General features: G+C 72.7%; 12 protein-coding genes. 2 read left to right on the top strand and 10 right to left on the bottom strand.

The window, feature by feature from the left end:
- Positions 1-3: 3 nt before the first annotated feature.
- From ACY0MR_RS27380 to uvrC, 7 genes are all read right to left on the bottom strand, one after another.
- Complete coding sequence (locus ACY0MR_RS27380; protein WP_473555917.1) at positions 4-1,215, bottom strand: phosphoglycerate kinase; 1,212 nt, start codon at positions 1,213-1,215, stop codon at positions 4-6.
- Positions 1,216-1,326: 111 nt separating this feature from the next.
- Positions 1,327-2,337, bottom strand: coding sequence for a type I glyceraldehyde-3-phosphate dehydrogenase (gene gap, locus ACY0MR_RS27375; protein WP_148004601.1), 1,011 nt, complete (start codon positions 2,335-2,337; stop codon positions 1,327-1,329).
- A gap of 218 nt (positions 2,338-2,555) precedes the next feature.
- On the bottom strand, positions 2,556-5,507 hold the full coding sequence (locus ACY0MR_RS27370; RefSeq protein WP_473555915.1) for a M14 family metallopeptidase: 2,952 nt from the start codon (positions 5,505-5,507) through the stop codon (positions 2,556-2,558).
- Positions 5,508-5,671: 164 nt separating this feature from the next.
- Complete coding sequence (gene whiA / locus ACY0MR_RS27365) at positions 5,672-6,661, bottom strand: DNA-binding protein WhiA (protein WP_030205188.1); 990 nt, start codon at positions 6,659-6,661, stop codon at positions 5,672-5,674.
- A complete protein-coding gene (locus ACY0MR_RS27360; protein ID WP_388802818.1) occupies positions 6,652-7,794 on the bottom strand; it encodes a gluconeogenesis factor YvcK family protein in 1,143 nt (380 codons plus the stop codon). The genes whiA and ACY0MR_RS27360 overlap by 10 nt, the downstream gene beginning before the upstream one ends.
- Positions 7,683-8,660 (bottom strand): RNase adapter RapZ, encoded by a 978-nt coding sequence (gene rapZ / locus ACY0MR_RS27355; protein WP_361850040.1) that lies wholly within the window; start codon positions 8,658-8,660, stop codon positions 7,683-7,685. Before rapZ ends, ACY0MR_RS27360 begins: the two co-directional genes overlap by 112 nt.
- On the bottom strand, positions 8,657-10,660 hold the full coding sequence (gene uvrC / locus ACY0MR_RS27350; protein ID WP_361850038.1) for an excinuclease ABC subunit UvrC: 2,004 nt from the start codon (positions 10,658-10,660) through the stop codon (positions 8,657-8,659). Before uvrC ends, rapZ begins: the two co-directional genes overlap by 4 nt.
- Here uvrC and ACY0MR_RS27345 point away from each other — a divergent pair.
- Positions 10,659-11,471, top strand: coding sequence for an SDR family NAD(P)-dependent oxidoreductase (locus ACY0MR_RS27345; protein WP_388802543.1), 813 nt, complete (start codon positions 10,659-10,661; stop codon positions 11,469-11,471). The two genes, uvrC and ACY0MR_RS27345, sit on opposite strands and share 2 nt — an antisense overlap.
- A gap of 244 nt (positions 11,472-11,715) precedes the next feature.
- Here the strand turns inward: ACY0MR_RS27345 and ACY0MR_RS27340 are convergent, their stop codons facing one another.
- Both ACY0MR_RS27340 and ACY0MR_RS27335 read right to left on the bottom strand, forming a co-directional pair.
- Positions 11,716-12,537 (bottom strand): hypothetical protein, encoded by an 822-nt coding sequence (locus ACY0MR_RS27340; protein WP_473555911.1) that lies wholly within the window; start codon positions 12,535-12,537, stop codon positions 11,716-11,718.
- Between the two features lie 5 nt (positions 12,538-12,542).
- Positions 12,543-13,130: a papain-like cysteine protease family protein gene (locus ACY0MR_RS27335; protein WP_388802536.1), complete on the bottom strand. Its 588-nt coding sequence runs from the start codon at positions 13,128-13,130 to the stop codon at positions 12,543-12,545.
- 267 nt (positions 13,131-13,397) lie between these two features.
- Here ACY0MR_RS27335 and ACY0MR_RS27330 point away from each other — a divergent pair, with 267 nt between their 5' ends.
- Positions 13,398-14,327 (top strand): hypothetical protein, encoded by a 930-nt coding sequence (locus ACY0MR_RS27330; protein WP_388802533.1) that lies wholly within the window; start codon positions 13,398-13,400, stop codon positions 14,325-14,327.
- Between the two features lie 338 nt (positions 14,328-14,665).
- On the opposite strand, the gene ACY0MR_RS27325 is transcribed toward ACY0MR_RS27330, so the two are convergent.
- Positions 14,666-15,103: a Rieske (2Fe-2S) protein gene (locus ACY0MR_RS27325; protein ID WP_388802530.1), complete on the bottom strand. Its 438-nt coding sequence runs from the start codon at positions 15,101-15,103 to the stop codon at positions 14,666-14,668.
- Between the last annotated feature and the right edge of the window lie 89 nt (positions 15,104-15,192).

Genomic DNA, 15,192 nt, shown 5'->3' with positions numbered 1-15,192 from the left:
GGGTCAGTCCTCCAGTGCGACGAGGCCGGGGAGCTGCTTGCCCTCGAGGTATTCGAGGGAGGCGCCGCCGCCGGTCGAGATGTGTCCGAACGCCTGCTCGTCGAAGCCCAGGATGCGGACGGCCGCGGCGGAGTCTCCGCCGCCGACGACCGTGAAGGCCGGGGAGTCGACGAGCGCCTGGGCGACGGCCCTGGTGCCCTCGGCGTAGTCGGGGTGCTCGAAGACGCCCATCGGACCGTTCCAGAAGACGGTGCCGGCGTCGGCGAGCTTCGAGGCGTAGAGCTTACGGGTCTCCGGACCGATGTCCAGGCCCTCCTCGTCCGCCGGGATGGCGTCCGCGGCGACCGTGGTCGGGTTGGCCGGAGCCTTGGTCTTCAGGTCCGGGAACTCGGACGAGACCAGGACGTCGACGGGGAGGACGAACTCCACCCCGCGCTCCTTGGCGCGCTTCAGGTAGTCCAGGACCGCCGGGACCTGGTCCTCCTGGAGCAGCGAGATGCCGACCTCGTGGCCCTGGGCCTTGAGGAAGGTGTACGCCATGCCGCCGCCGATGAGGATGCGGTCGGCCTTCTCCAGGAGGTGGTCGATCACACCGAGCTTGTCGGAGACCTTGGCGCCGCCGAGCGCGACCACGTAGGGGCGCCGGACGTCCTCGGTGAGCTTCTTCAGGACGCCGACCTCGGTGGCGATGAGGTAGCCCGCGGCGTGCGGGAGGCGCGCCGGGAGGTCGAAGACCGAGGCGTGCTTGCGGTGCACGGCGCCGAAGCCGTCGCCGACGTACACGTCGGCGAGGGCGGCCAGCCGGTCCGCGAACGCGCCGCGCTCGGCGTCGTCCTTGGAGGTCTCGCCGGCGTTGAACCGCAGGTTCTCGATGACGGCGACCCGGCCGTCGGAGAGGCCGGCGACGGTGGCGGTGGCGGACTCGCCCACCGTGTCGGTCGCGAAGGCCACCTCGGCGCCGAGGAGCTCGCCGAGCCGCGCGGCGGCCGGGGCGAGCGAGAACGCCGGGTCCGGGGCGCCCTTCGGGCGGCCCAGGTGCGAGGCGACCACGACGCGGGCACCCGCGTCGGCGAGCGCCTTGACCGTGGGGACGACGGCGCGGATGCGGCCGTCGTCGGTGATGGTCGTGCCCTCCAGGGGCACGTTGAGGTCGGCGCGGACGAACACCCGCTTGCCGGAGACGCCTTCGGCGAGAAGCTCGTCGATCGTCTTCATCTGTCACAGACTCCTTGGTACGCGGTGGAGCACACAAACAGGGCTCGCACAGCGCGGCGTTGCGCTGCCCGAGCCCTGCTCACATCGAAGGCCTGCCCTGAACCCTAGAGCTTAGAGCTGGCCGCCGACGAAGACGGTGAGGTCGACGAGACGGTTGGAGTAGCCCCACTCGTTGTCGTACCAGCCGAGGATCTTGACCGTGTTGCCTTCCTGGACCATGGTCAGGGAGGCGTCGAACGTGCAGGACGCCGGGTCGCTGACGATGTCCGAGGAGACGATGGGGTCCTCGGTGTAGAACAGGATGCCCTTGAGGTCGCCGTCGTCGGCGGCCTTCTTGAACGCGGCGTTGACCTCGTCCTTGGTGACCTCGCGGTCGAGGGTGACGACCAGGTCGGTGGCGGAGCCGGTCGGGACCGGGACGCGCATGGCGATGCCGTCCAGCTTGCCCTTGAGCTGCGGGAGGACCAGGGCGGTGGCCTTGGCGGCGCCCGTCGTGGTCGGGATGATGTTCTCCGCGGCGGCGCGGGCGCGGCGCAGGTCCTTGTGCGGGAAGTCCAGGATGCGCTGGTCGTTCGTGTACGCGTGGACCGTGGTCATCAGGCCCTTGACGATGCCGAAGTTCTCGTCGAGGACCTTCGCCATCGGCGCCACGCAGTTCGTGGTGCAGGACGCGTTCGAGATGACGTTGTGCTGCGCGGGGTCGTACTTGTCCTGGTTGACACCCATGACGATGGTGATGTCCTCGTCGCTGGCCGGAGCCGAGATGAGGACCTTCTTCGCACCGCCGGCGATGTGCTTCTCGGCGTCGGCCTTCTTGGTGAAGATGCCGGTCGACTCGATGACGATGTCGACGCCCAGCTCGCCCCAGGGGATGTCGGCCGGGTTGCGCTCGGAGAGCACCTTGATGGTGTGCCCGTCGACGGTGATGGTGTCGGCGGTGTGGGTCACCTCGGCCTTGAGGCGGCCCAGGATGGTGTCGTACTTCAGCAGGTGGGCCGTGGTCTTGGTGTCACCCAGGTCGTTGACAGCCACGATCTCGATGTCCGCACCCTGCTCAAGGAGCGCGCGGAAGTAGTTCCGGCCGATGCGGCCAAAGCCGTTGATGCCTACGCGGATCGTCACGAACCGATCTCCTCGTTAGCTACGCCGGTGTGCTCGACGCCGGCGAGATTTTTGTTTTCTGGGATGTCCCCGACCGCTTACGACCCTACCCCTACAGGGCCCCCGCAGTGACATCCTGCGCATCCGTACGAGCCCGGAAAGTGAGGGAGAAAGGCCGACGGCCCATACCTGGCAACGGGTACGGGCCGCCGGAGGACCTTCGTCCCGACTACTCTCCGTCAGCGCCGGAGCACCTGCAGGGCGCGGCCCAGGAGGCGTGCCCGGTCGGTCGCGCGGGGCACCTGCTCCAGGCCGTAGCCGAGGAGGACGGTGTCACGCGTGGTGACCGCGGCCTGGGAGTGGAAGAGCGCGGCGGAGCGCGTCCAGTCGGAGCCGTTGCCGGGGCTGCCGGCGGGCGGCCCCGGTACGGTCCAGGCGCCGAGGCCGGTCTCGAATCCCTCGGCCTCGGTGGCGGCCCCGGTGACGAGCCGGGTGTCGTCGACGAAGGCGCCCATCTCGCCGGTGCCGGGGTCGGAGACGTAGGAGATCGACAGCTCGACCTTCTTCCCGGCCCAGGCGCTCAGGTCGACGGAGGCCTGCCGCCAGCCGTTGGAGGGGCCGGTGAAGGCGTTCCAGGAGCCGGTGGTGCCGGTGGTGGCGCAGCCGTCCTCGCCGACGGTGAGGTAGTGGGCGAGGAAGGGGTGGCCGCGGACGTAGTAGCCCTCGCCGCAGTCGGCGGGCGCCTCGGTGGAGGTGCCGCCGTTGCGGTCGGGCAGGGTCGTCCAGTCGTCCTGGCCGACGGTGTGGGCCTCGACCACGAGGTTGTCGTAGCCGGGCTCGGTGTCGTAGCTGACCTGGAAGTCCAGGCGCGGGGCGAGCGCGGCGGGGACCGCGGTGAGGTCGACGGTCCTGCTGAGCCGGGCCCAGGTGTCGTCGGCGTGCTTGACCGCGGCGAAGGTCGCGCCCTCGGCGGGCTCGAAGGGCATCCGGACGCCCGGGTAGGAGCCGGCGGAGGCGCTGCTCGCGAACTGCGGGAACTCCTTCGGCTTCAGGGTGTCGGAGGTGACGGTGTACGCGCCCGCGTTGTCCAGGGGGTTTCCGGCGGAGGCGCCGAGGCCCGCGCCGACGCCCCTGAAGGCCCCGGCGCCGGCGAAGGCGGTCGGGTCCTTGAGGCCGGCCCGGTGGTAGGCGCCGAGGTAGTACTGGGCGAAGTCGTTGGTCTCGGCCAGGCCGACCTGGGTGAGTCCGCCGGACTTCTCGCCGGTGTTGATCAGCTTGCCGCCCTCGTTGAGGTAGGCGCGGACGGCGAGCTGGGTGGCCCCGGAGGGCCGCTCGGCGCCGGTGTACCAGACCACCGTGCGGAAGTGGGAGAGCACGCCGAGGGCGTCCGGGGCGCCCTGGGTGGCGACGTCCCAGACGGCGGCCCTCCGGCCGTTGGCGGCGAGCGCCGCGACGTACGCGCCGGTGTGGGCCGAGGCGGTGGTGCCGCCCTCGTCGGCGAGGACGAGCACGTCCCCGCGGGGACGCTCGGCGACCCGGTAGGTGAAGGGGGCGGAGGAGGTGGACCGGCCCTCACGGGTGCGGGCGGTGAACCAGACCTCGACGGAGTCGCCGGGCCGGGCGTCCTCGACCTCGCCGCGGTACTCGTCGAAGTAGAGGTTGTCCTCGCCGCCGTAGGTCTCGCCGCCCTTCCACGCGTCGAGTCCCCCGGTGCGGGTGCGGCCGCCGTTGATCCGGTACTTCAGGGTCTTGCCGCGCAGGGACGCGCGTGCGGTGACCGCGATCTCCTGGTCGCCGCCGCGGGCGTAGGAGGTGGTGAAGGCCTTCGGCGTGAAGTCGGGGGCGTCGATGCCGACCGGGGAGACGGGCCGGTCCGGGTGGGCGGCGGTCTCGGCGACGGCGAGCGCGAAGGGGATGTTCTTGGCGAACTCGGCCTGGATCAGCTTCTCGTCGTCCGGGAAGGTGAAGACGGAGGCGCAGTCGGCCGGGTTCCAGGCGTCGTTCGGGTCGACCCGGGAGGCGGTGGCGCAGGTCGACATCTCGGGGGTGAACATCTGCATCCCGTTGACGTTGGCGGCGTGTCCGTCCGCCTCGCCGTTGGTGATGTAGAGCTCCGAGGACACCTGCGGCCGGTAGCCGGGGACGGCCGAGTTCTGCGGGGTGCCGGCGAGGGCCTTGAGGGCCACGTCGTCGGGGGTGTCGGTGGCGACCTGCCAGCCGACGCCGTACAGCAGGAGCTGCGCGGCCGAGTGGTAGTTGATGCCGTAGGCGAAGCCGATGCGCTTCTGGAAGGCGTCGACGGCCCGGGTCTCGGGCTCCGACATGGGGCCCTTGCCGCGGAAGGTCTCGTCGGCCGGGTCGGGCGAGGAGCCCTCGTTGTCGTAGCCCCACTTGTAGGCGAAGTTGCGGTTCAGGTCGACGCCGTCGCCGGAGGTGACGCGGCCGTCGCCGTCGTTGTCGCGGAGGTTCTTGCGCCACTGCCGGTTGGCGGGGTCGGCGTGCGTGAAGTCGTAGCCGTCCGGGTTGGCGGAGAGCACGAACCACAGCTCGGTGGAGTCGACGATCCGGGTGATCCGCTCGTCCTTGCCGTAGCCGTCGAGGTAGTGGTGCATCAGCCGCCGGGTCATCTCGGGGGTGATCCACTCGCGCGCGTGCTGGTTGGACATGTAGAGCGTGGCGGGCTTGGAGCCGTCCTCGACCCGCGGGGCGCCCTTGCTGATCTTGAGGGCGAGGATGTCCTGCCCCTTCACGGTCCTGCCGAGGGAGACGACCTTGGTGATCCCGGGGTTGGCCCGGGCGGTGTCGATGATCTCCTGCTTGAGGCCGTTCGGGCCGCCGTACGGGCGGAAGACGCCGTCGCCGGCGGCCGCCACCCGCTTCTCGGCGGAGGCGGTCAGGTCGTGCTCGGCGATCTCGACGCCCTGGCCGCGCAGCCGGTCCGCCTGGCGGCCGGTGAGGAAGAGCTCGACCGTCGCGGAGCCCTTCGCGGGCACCCGCTCGGTCAGTTCGTGGGCGTCGGCACCCGCGTCGAGGAGCAGCGGAACCTGCTCCTTGGTGACCTCGGCACGCCATACGGAGAGGGCGTCACCGCCGTCCCGGTCGTTCGGCTGCGCTCCGGCGACGGGTGTCGCCGCCATACCCGCGATCAGCAGTGAAGCCGCGGCGAGGATCGATCTCGCTCTGCGTCTCATGAGCCCCCCTTGCTGTGGTCCGTCACGAAGGTGAACAGACGCCAGGCTCATGGGCGCCCATGGACCTGTCAAGGGTGCCTCGCGGGGGGTACGGAAAAGCTGCCGGTGCCTCAGAAAGGCACCGGCAGCCCGGAGTTCGGAATTCCGTACGAAGGGTGATCCGGTCAGCCGACCAGGCTGTCGTCCAGCTCCTCGGTGAGGTTGGACTCGGTCCCGGGGATGCCCAGGTCCTGCGCCCGCTTGTCGGCCATGGCCAGCAGTCGGCGGATCCGGCCGGCCACCGCGTCCTTCGTCAGCGGCGGGTCGGCGAGCGCGCCCAGCTCCTCCAGGGAGGCCTGCTTGTGCTCCATCCGGAGCCGGCCGGCCGCCGCGAGGTGCTCGGGCACCTCCTCGCCGAGGATCTCCAGGGCGCGCTGCACCCGGGCCCCGGCGGCGACCGCGGCTCGCGCCGAACGGCGCAGGTTGGCGTCGTCGAAGTTGGCCAGGCGGTTGGCGGTGGCGCGGACCTCGCGCCGCATCCGCCGCTCCTCCCAGGCGAGCACCGACTCGTGCGCGCCGAGCCGGGTCAGCAGGGCGCCGATCGCGTCGCCGTCGCGGACGACGACCCGGTCCACCCCCCGCACCTCACGGGCCTTCGCCGCGATGGAGAGCCGGCGCGCCGCGCCGACCAGGGCGAGCGCCGCCTCGGGGCCGGGGCAGGTCACCTCCAGGGAGGAGGACCGGCCCGGCTCGGTCAGCGAGCCGTGCGCGAGGAACGCGCCCCGCCAGGCCGCCTCGGCGTCGCAGGTCGCGCCGGAGACCACCTGCGGGGGGAGGCCCCGGATGGGCCGGCCCCGGCCGTCGACCAGACCCGTCTGGCGGGCCAGCTGGTCGCCGCCGGCGACCACCCGCACCACGAAGCGCGAGCCGCGCCGCAGCCCGCCGGGGGCCATGACGATGAGCTCCGAGCTGTGCCCGAAGATCTCCAGGATGTCCCGCTTGAGCCGGCGCGCCGCCATCGCGGTGTCCAGCTCCGCCTCGATCACGATGCGGCCGCTCACCAGGTGCAGCCCGCCCGCGAACCGCAGGATCGACGAGACCTCTGCCTTCCTGCAGCAGGTCCGGGTGACGGGAAGCCGGGAGATCTCGTCCTTCACCGCTGCCGTCATCGCCATGGGCCGATCCTTCCATGCATCCGAAAAATACGGTCGTACGCGGCGGCCAGCAGCTCCGGGTCATGCTTCGCGGAGCCGTCGGGCCCGGCCACCGGTGCCAGCTCGACCGCGGCGCCGAGCCGCTTGGCGGCATCGACGAGGGGCTCCCTCGCTGACACGTCGGGCACGGCGGCCTCGTCGGCCAGCACCACGTCCAGGGCGAGTTTAGGGGCGTGTCGTCCCAAAACCTCCAAATGACGCTGCGGGGAGAAGCCCTCGGTTTCTCCGGGCTGCGGCGCGAGGTTCAGCGAGAGCACCTTCCGGGCCTTCGTCTCGGCCAGCGCGTCGAGCAGTTCGGGCACGAGGAGGTGCGGGATCACCGAGGAGAACCAGGACCCCGGGCCGAGGACCACCCAGTCCGCGTCCAGAACCGCCTCGACCGCCTCCGGCACCGCCGGCGGGTCGTTCGGCACGAGGTGCACGGACTGCACCTCGCCCGGGGTGAGCGCCACGGTCGCCTGACCGCACACGGTGTCCACGTCGTCCGGGCGCTCCGGGTCGTGGCCCCTGACCAGGGCCTGGAGCTCCAGGGGTACGGCGGACATGGGCAGCACCCGGCCCTGGGCGCCGAGCAGCCGGCCCACCAGGTCGAGGGCCTGCACGGGGTCGCCGAGCTGCTCCCAGAGGGCGACGATCAGCAGGTTGCCGACGGCGTGGCCGTTGATCTCGCCCTTGGACTGGAAGCGGTGCTGGATGACCCGGGCCCAGGTCTGGCCCCAGTCGTCGTCGCCGCAGAGGGCCGCGAGCGCCTTGCGGAGGTCGCCCGGGGGCAGCACGCCCAGCTCCTCCCGGAGCCGGCCGCTGGAACCCCCGTCGTCGGCGACGGTGACGACGGCGGTGAGGTCGCCGGTGATCCGGCGGAGGGCGGCGAGGGAGGCGGAGAGGCCCATCCCGCCGCCGAGCGCGACCACCTTCGGCTGGGCGCCGCGCCTGCGGAGCGTACGCCGCACCGAGAGGGTGGAGGCACGTCGACGGTAGGGCTTCACTCGCGCCCCATGTCCCGGTGCACGACGACGGTCTCGACCCCTTCGGCGGCGATCCGGGCGGCGAGCCGCTCGGCGGTGGCGACGGAGCGGTGCTTGCCGCCCGTGCAGCCGACCGCGATGGTCACGTACCGCTTGCCCTCGCGTCGGTAGCCCGCGGCGATCAGCTGGAGCAGCTCCGTGTAGCGGTCCAGGAACTCCTTGGCGCCGGGCTGGTTGTAGACGTAGTTCGACACCTCCTCGTTGAGGCCGGTGAAGGGGCGCAGCTCGGGGACCCAGTGCGGGTTCGGCAGGAAGCGCATGTCCACCACGAGGTCGGCGTCGACCGGCAGGCCGTACTTGAACCCGAAGGACATGACGGTGGCCCGCAGCTCGGGCTCCTCGTCCCCGGCGAACTGGGCGTCCATCTTGGCGCGCAGCTCGTGCACGTTCAGGCTGGAGGTGTCGATCACCAGGTCGGCGTCCCCGCGCAGCTCGCGCAGCAGGTCGCGCTCGGCGGCGATGCCGTCGGTGATGCGGCCGTCGCCCTGGAGCGGGTGCGGGCGGCGGACCGACTCGAAGCGCCGGACGAGGGCGTCGTCGGACGACTCCAGGAAGACGATCCGGCGGGTGACCTGCTTGGCGTCCAGGTCGGCGAGGGACTCCCGCAGGTTGTCGAAGAACTGCCGGCCGCGGACGTCCACGACGACGGCGATCCGGGCGACGTTGCCCTGGGAGCGGGCGCCGAGCTCCACCATGGTGGGGATCAGCGCGGGCGGCAGGTTGTCCACGACGAACCAGCCGAGGTCCTCCAGACACTTCGCCGCGGTGGACCGGCCGGCTCCGGACATGCCGGAGATGATCACCAGCTCCGGAATGGCCGCCTCGGCGCCGTTGTCGCCGGGGATCTCCTTCGTGCCCGTACTCACGTGTCCTGCTCCGTCTTCTCGGTCGTGCTGGTCTTGCGGTTCGTTCCGGTCCTGCTCGTGCGCGGTCATGCCGTGCCGCCCCCGTCGTCATCCATGATCTCTCCTGTCGCCGTGTTCACGGCGGGTCCGGCCGGGGCCGTCTGCGCGAGGGCCACGACGACCGCCTCCGCGGTCTTGCGGCCCATGCCGGGGATCTCGCAGATCTGCTCGATTGTCGCCTGCCGGAGCCGCTTCACCGAGCCGAAATGCTTGATCAACGCCTGTTTCCGCGTGTCACCGAGGCCGGGCACCGCGTCGAGGGGGCTGGTCCTGATGCGTTTGGCCCGCTTGGACCGCTGGTAGCGGATGGCGAAGTCGTGAGCCGTGTCACGTACCCGCTGGAGGAGGTACAGGCCCTCGCTGGAGCGGGGCAGGACCACCGGGTCGTCGTCACCGGGCAGCCACACCTCCTCCAGGCGCTTGGCCAGGCCGCACACCGCGATGTCGGTGATCCCGAGCTCGTCGAGGGCCCGCCGGGCCGCCGCCACCTGCGGCTGCCCGCCGTCCACCACGACGAGCTGGGGCGGGTACGCGAAGCGCTTGGGCCGGCCGCTCTCCTCCTCGTCCTCGACGACGCCCTCGGGGTCCCACTCCCCCGTCTTCTCCTTCTCCAGGAGGTAGCGGCGGAAGCGGCGGCTGATCACCTCGTGCATGGACCGCACGTCGTCCTGGCCCTCGCCGTGCCAGACCTGGGTGTCGCCGACGCGCCCCTTGATCTGGAAGCGGCGGTACTCGCTCTTGCGGGGCAGTCCGTCCTCGAAGACCACCATCGAGGCCACCACGTCGTCGCCCTGGAGGTGCGAGATGTCGAAGCACTCGATCCGCAGCGGCGCCGAGTCCAGGTCCAGCGCCTCGGCGATCTCCTCCAGGGCGCGGGAGCGGGTGGTCAGGTCGCTGGCGCGCTTCGTCTTGTGCAGGACGAGCGCCTGCTGGGCGTTGCGCGCGACGGTCTCCATCAGGTCCTTCTTGTCGCCGCGCTGCGGGATCCGCAGGGAGACGTTGGACCCGCGGCGGCCGGAGAGCCAGGCGGTGACGGCCTCGACGTCCTCGGGCAGCGCCGGGACCAGGACCTCCTTGGGCACCGTGTCCCCGCTCTCCTCGCCGTACAGCTGCTGGATCGCGTGCTCGACGAGTCCGGCCGTGTCCACCGCCTCGACCTTGTCGGTGACCCAGCCGCGCTGGCCGCGGACGCGGCCGCCGCGCACGTGGAAGATCTGCACCGCCGCCTCCAGCTCGTCCTCCGCGAGCGCGATCAGGTCGGCGTCCGTGGCGTCGGCGAGCACGACCGCGCTCTTCTCCATGGCCCGGCGCAGCGCCTCTATGTCGTCGCGGAGCCGCGCCGCCCTCTCGTACTCCATGTCCTCGGCCGCGAGCATCATCTGCTTCTCCAGCCGGCGGATGTACGTACCGGTGCGGCCGGCCATGAAGTCGCTGAACTCCTCGGCCAGTTCCCGGTGCTCCTCGGGGGTGACGCGGCCGACGCAGGGCGCCGAGCACTTCCCGATGTAGCCCAGGAGGCAGGGCCTCCCGGCGGACGCCGCGTTCCGGAAGACACCCGCGGAGCAGGTGCGCACCGGGAAGACCCGCAGCATCAGGTCGACGGTCTCGCGGATCGCCCACGCGTGCGCGTACGGCCCGAAGTAGCGCACGCCCTTCTTCTTCTGGCCGCGCAGGACCTGGACGCGGGGGAACTCCTCGTTCATCGTCACCGCGAGGTACGGGTAGCTCTTGTCGTCCCGGTACTTCACGTTGAACCGGGGGTCGTACTCCTTGATCCAGGAGTACTCCAGCTGGAGCGCCTCGACCTCGGTCGACACGACGGTCCATTCCACGGAGGCCGCGGTGGTCACCATGGTGGCCGTCCGCGGGTGCAGGCCCGTCAGCGGCTGGAAGTAGTTGGCGAGCCGCTGGCGGAGGGACTTCGCCTTCCCCACGTAGATCACCCGGCGGTGCTCGTCGCGGAACTTGTAGACCCCCGGCGAGTCGGGGATCTGACCCGGCTTGGGGCGGTAGCTGGAGGGGTCGGCCATGCTCCCCACCCTACTGGCGGGCACCGACACTCCGGCCGCGCCCGCTCGTTGGCGGGGCATGGCGAATCGAGCGGTGGGACGGCTGGCGGACCGGGTCTGCGTGATCACGGGCGCGGCGAGCGGGATCGGCCGGGCGACGGCGGAGCGGTTCCTGCGGGAGGGCGCGCGCGTCGTCGCGGCCGACCTGGACGGCGACCGGCTGGCGACGCTGCCGGGGGTCGTCCCGGTGGTCGGCGACGTGTCCCGCGAGGAGGACGCCCGGCGCATGGTCGCCACGGCGGTGGACCGCTTCGGGCGGCTGGACGTCCTGGTGGCGAACGCGGGGGTGATCCCGCTCCTCTCCGTCACCGAGGCGGAGGCCGCCGACTTCGACCGGGTGATGGCGGTGGACGGCCGGGGCATGTTCCTGACCTGCAAGTACGCGATCGAGGCGATGCTCGTGTCGGGCGGCGGGGCGATCGTCTGCACGTCGTCGATCTCGGGCGTGGCCGGACAGGCCCGGCAGGCGGTCTACGGCCCGGCGAAGTTCGTGGCCACGGGGCTGACGAAGCACCTGGCGGTGGAGTGGGCGGAGCACGGGATCCGGGTGAACGCGGTGGCCCCGGGCACGATCGAGACGGAACGGGTGGCGGCGGCCCGCGACGAACCGGGCGGCCCGGAGTACCTGGCGGAGGTGGCCCGCGGCCACCCGATGGGCCGCTTCGGGACGCCGGAGGAGGTGGCGTCGGCGATCGTCTTCCTGGCGTCGGAGGAGGCGTCCTTCATCACGGGCGCGATCCTCCCGGTGGACGGCGGCTACCTGGCCCGCTGACCCAGCCGGAAGAACGTGGCCCGCGGGCCTGTGACTGCCTGGCGGTCTGGCCGTGGGGGTCTCGGGCAGCGGGTCGCCTGGAAGCGGTCGCACCGCACCGCGCCCTGCGGCGCCGCCCCGGTGGGGCGGCCGGCTGTGATCAGGGGGCGGCGCTCCAGCAGGGGCGCCTGCCCCCAGCGGAACGGGAGGCCGACGGGGCGGGCACCGTCCTGGGGACGAGTGCCCGCCCTGGGGGCGGAGCGGGTCAGAGCTCCCGGGTGGTGGCCCGGCGCCGCCGGACCGCCGCCACCGACACCAGCAGCAGGGCCAACCCGGCACCCGCCCCCGCCGTCGCCGACGCCACCGTCGCCCCAGCCCCAGCCCACGGCTCAGCCGCAGCCGCAGCCGCAGGCCCGGTCATGGGACCCGCCGCCGACGCGTCTGTCCCCGGCACGCCGTACCCCCCGGCCGTGCCCTTCTTCGCGTAGGCCGAGCCGGGGAGCTTGTCCCCGTACGTCCGGGCCACCCGCTCCCGGTAGCCGGCCAGACTCGTCCCGTTCCGGCCGACGGCCCGTACCGCGTCCTCGTCCAGCGGCAGCACCTTCGCCCCCTTCTGGACGTACCACGCGTCGATCTGCGGCTCGCGGAACACCAGTCCGCCGCCGCCCATCTCCGCGTACCGGACCTCGTCGTCGCCGGTGGCGATGTTGACGACCTGCCAGCCGCCGCCCGGCTGCTCGGCGGTCCACAGGGAGGCCTTCTGCCCGTCGGAGGAGACCGCCCTGCTGGCCCGGAACTCGACCCGGGCGACCGGCGCCCCCGGCTTCCCGGCGACGAAGTCCGGCGAGAGGATCCGCACCGGCACGGACCCGGCCTCGACCCGCGGCGCGGCCGCCGAGCGGGCGACGGCGCCGTCCCGGGCGAAGAACCGGGACAGGGTGGCGAGGGTGCCGGGCGCCGAGGCCGCCTGCTCGGCCGTGGGCGCCGTCGTCGCGGGCGGCAGCCCGTCGGCGCGGGCCGGCAGCGCGCCGAGCAGGACGAGGGCGGAGGCGGCGAGGAGCCCGGCTCCCGCGGCACGTGCGTTCATCGTCGTCACGCCCCTATCCGGTAGAGCGAGTGGGTCCAGGAGAAGGTGCTGTTGTTGACGTACCAGGCGTGCGAGGCCCAGTTGTAGCGGTTGCTGGACGGCCAGGGATCGCCCCAGTAGACCCAGCTGTCGGCGTCGTCGTAGCCGTAGATCACGTGCATGTGGCCACCGCCTCCGGCCCACTGGATGCGGGTCTCGACCGGCCGGTCGGCGTTGATCTCGGTCTGGACGGTGGAGTAGCGCAGCCACCCGGTGACGTAGGAGCCGGGGTTGACGCCGGCCCAGCTCAGGCCGGTCTGGACGTTGCCGAGGGTGGCCTGGTTGTTGGGGCAGTCGTAGCCCTGCTGGCGGTTGAAGGCGGCGTTGCAGAACTGGTTCTGGCTGTAGGCGCGGCCGAACCAGGTGGCGATGGTGTTGCCGCCGGCCGCCCAGCACCAGTTGGTCTTCTGCTGGGCCTGCATGGTGATGTTCAGCCGCTTGGAGCCGAGGGCGGCGGCGTCCTCGCCGGCGGGTGCCGCGGACGCCGAGGTGGTGGGGACGAGGAAGAGGGCTGCCGCGGCGAGTGCCGCGAGGTTCAGCTTCCTTCTGCGCATCGCGTTCCTCCCTGGAGCGGGGGGTGGGGATGTGGGGGTCGTGTGGGGGGTGGGGGTGGGGGGTGGGGGGTGGAGGAGCGCGTCCGGACGCTGGTCTGGAGCATCTGCCGTTGTCCGGATCCGGTCAACCCGCTTCAATGCGGAGTGACATCGGACTGTGAACGGTGTGACCCGGGTGTGAACGGACGCCCTCGGCCCACCTGCCCGCCCACCCCGCGCGGCGCGTCGGTCCGCTCCCCCGTCGTGAACGTTCACCGAGGAGTCCTCGTGAGCCACACCGAGGCCGATCTGGTGCAGCTCCTGCACACAGGCCCCTTCCATCTGGCCCTGCGCACCGCGCTGGCCGTGCGCGGACTGCCGCTCCAGCGGGTCCAGCACCATCTCGCGCACCGGGGCGTCAAGGTCGGGGTGACGAGCCTGAGCTACTGGCAGCAGGGGGCCCGGCGCCCCCAGCGGCCGGAGTCGCTGAAGGCGGTCCGCGCTCTGGAGGAGGTGCTCCAGCTGCCGGGGAACTCGCTGCTCCGGCTGCTCACGGAGGACGCGGCCGCGCGGGCCGAGGTGGAGCGCCCGGCGGCCCGGTCGTACCGGTCGCTGGTGGAGGCGTCCGGGTCGGTCGAGGGGCTCCTCGCCGGTCTGGAGTCGCCGACGGACGGCGGGCTGCACACGGTGGGGCACCACGAACGGGTCCGGATCGGGGCCGGACGGGAGCTGGTCGGGCGGGAGTCGCAGCAGGTGGTCCGGGCGCACCGGGACGGTGTGGACCGCTATCTGGCCATCCACCACGGGGACGCGGGCTGCGACCCGTCGCGGGTCGCGGTGCGGGCGGCGGAGAACTGCCGGACCGGGCGGGTGCGCTGGGACGCGGGCACGGGGGTGGTCGTCGCGGAGCTGCTCTTCGACACGCGGCTGCGCGCCGGGGACACGTACCTCTTCTCGTACGGGTTCGAGGACGGTACGGGCGGGCCGAGCCGGGAGTACGTGCGGGGGTTCAGCTTCGCGGGCGGCCAGTACGTGCTGCAGGTGCGCTTCGACGAGGCGGCGCTGCCGGTGCGGTGCCGGCGGTTCGCGCAGGCGTCGGCGGGCGCGCCGCGCGGCGGCCGCGCGGAACTGACGGTGAGCGGCCGCCACCGCACGGTGCACGTCGTGGAGCAGGGGGTGCGCCCGGGGATCCTGGGCATCGACTGGGACTGGGCCTGACCGGGCTCCATTCCGGGTGGGGCGGGTGTCGCGCGGGGCGGGCGCCGGGCCGGGGCGGGCCGTAGGCGCAGCGCGGGCCGGTGCGAGCGCAGGGCCGGGGCGAGCGCAGGGCCGGGCGGGCGCCGAGCCGGGGCGAGCGCGGGGCGGAGCGGGCGCCGGGCCGGGGCGAGCGCGGGGCAGGGCGGGCGCCGGGCCGGTGACGTGTGAGGCGGGTGCCGGGCCGGTGTCGGCCTGGTGACGCGCGCGGCGGACGCCGGCCGTCCGGTGCCGGGTCGGGGCGGGCGGGTGTCGCGCCCGGCAGCTCCCGGGCGGGTGTGCCGCCCGGTGTCCGGGGCCGGTCAGGCCTTGGGCGTGGCCTCCGGGCCCGCGATCAGCTCGCCGTTCTCGACGCGGATCGGGACGGCGGGGAGCGGGACGGTGGCCGGGCCCTTGAGCGCCTTGCCCGTGGTCACGTCGAAGCGGCTGCCGTGGCAGGGGCAGTTGCCCTCGTTGTCCTCGATCTTGTCGAGGACGCAGCCGGCGTGGGTGCACTGGGCGCTGAACGCCTTGTACTGCCCCTCGGCCGGGCAGCTCACCACGACCTTCTGCTCGCGGTAGAGCTTGGCGCCGCCGACGGGGACCTCGTCCGGGGCACCCAGGGCGACCGGGGCCGTCGGGGTCGGGACCCCGGCGTGGCCGACCTTGGACTCGGTGGAGCAGGCGGCGACTCCCAGCCCGGCGGCACCGGCGAGAGCGGCGCCCTTCAGGACGGTGCGGCGGCTGGACTGGCCGGACATGGGTGCTCCACGGGGGGGATCGGGGCAATGCGTGCCGAACCGACGATACCGGCGTGGTGTCCGCCGCCGGCGGCCGGGCCCGGGGTCCG

It is taken from the genome of Streptomyces sp. JN8, assembly GCF_055808075.1.
The sequence above is the reverse complement of the archived record's forward strand: the minus strand, read 5'-3'. Positions and strand labels throughout refer to the sequence as shown.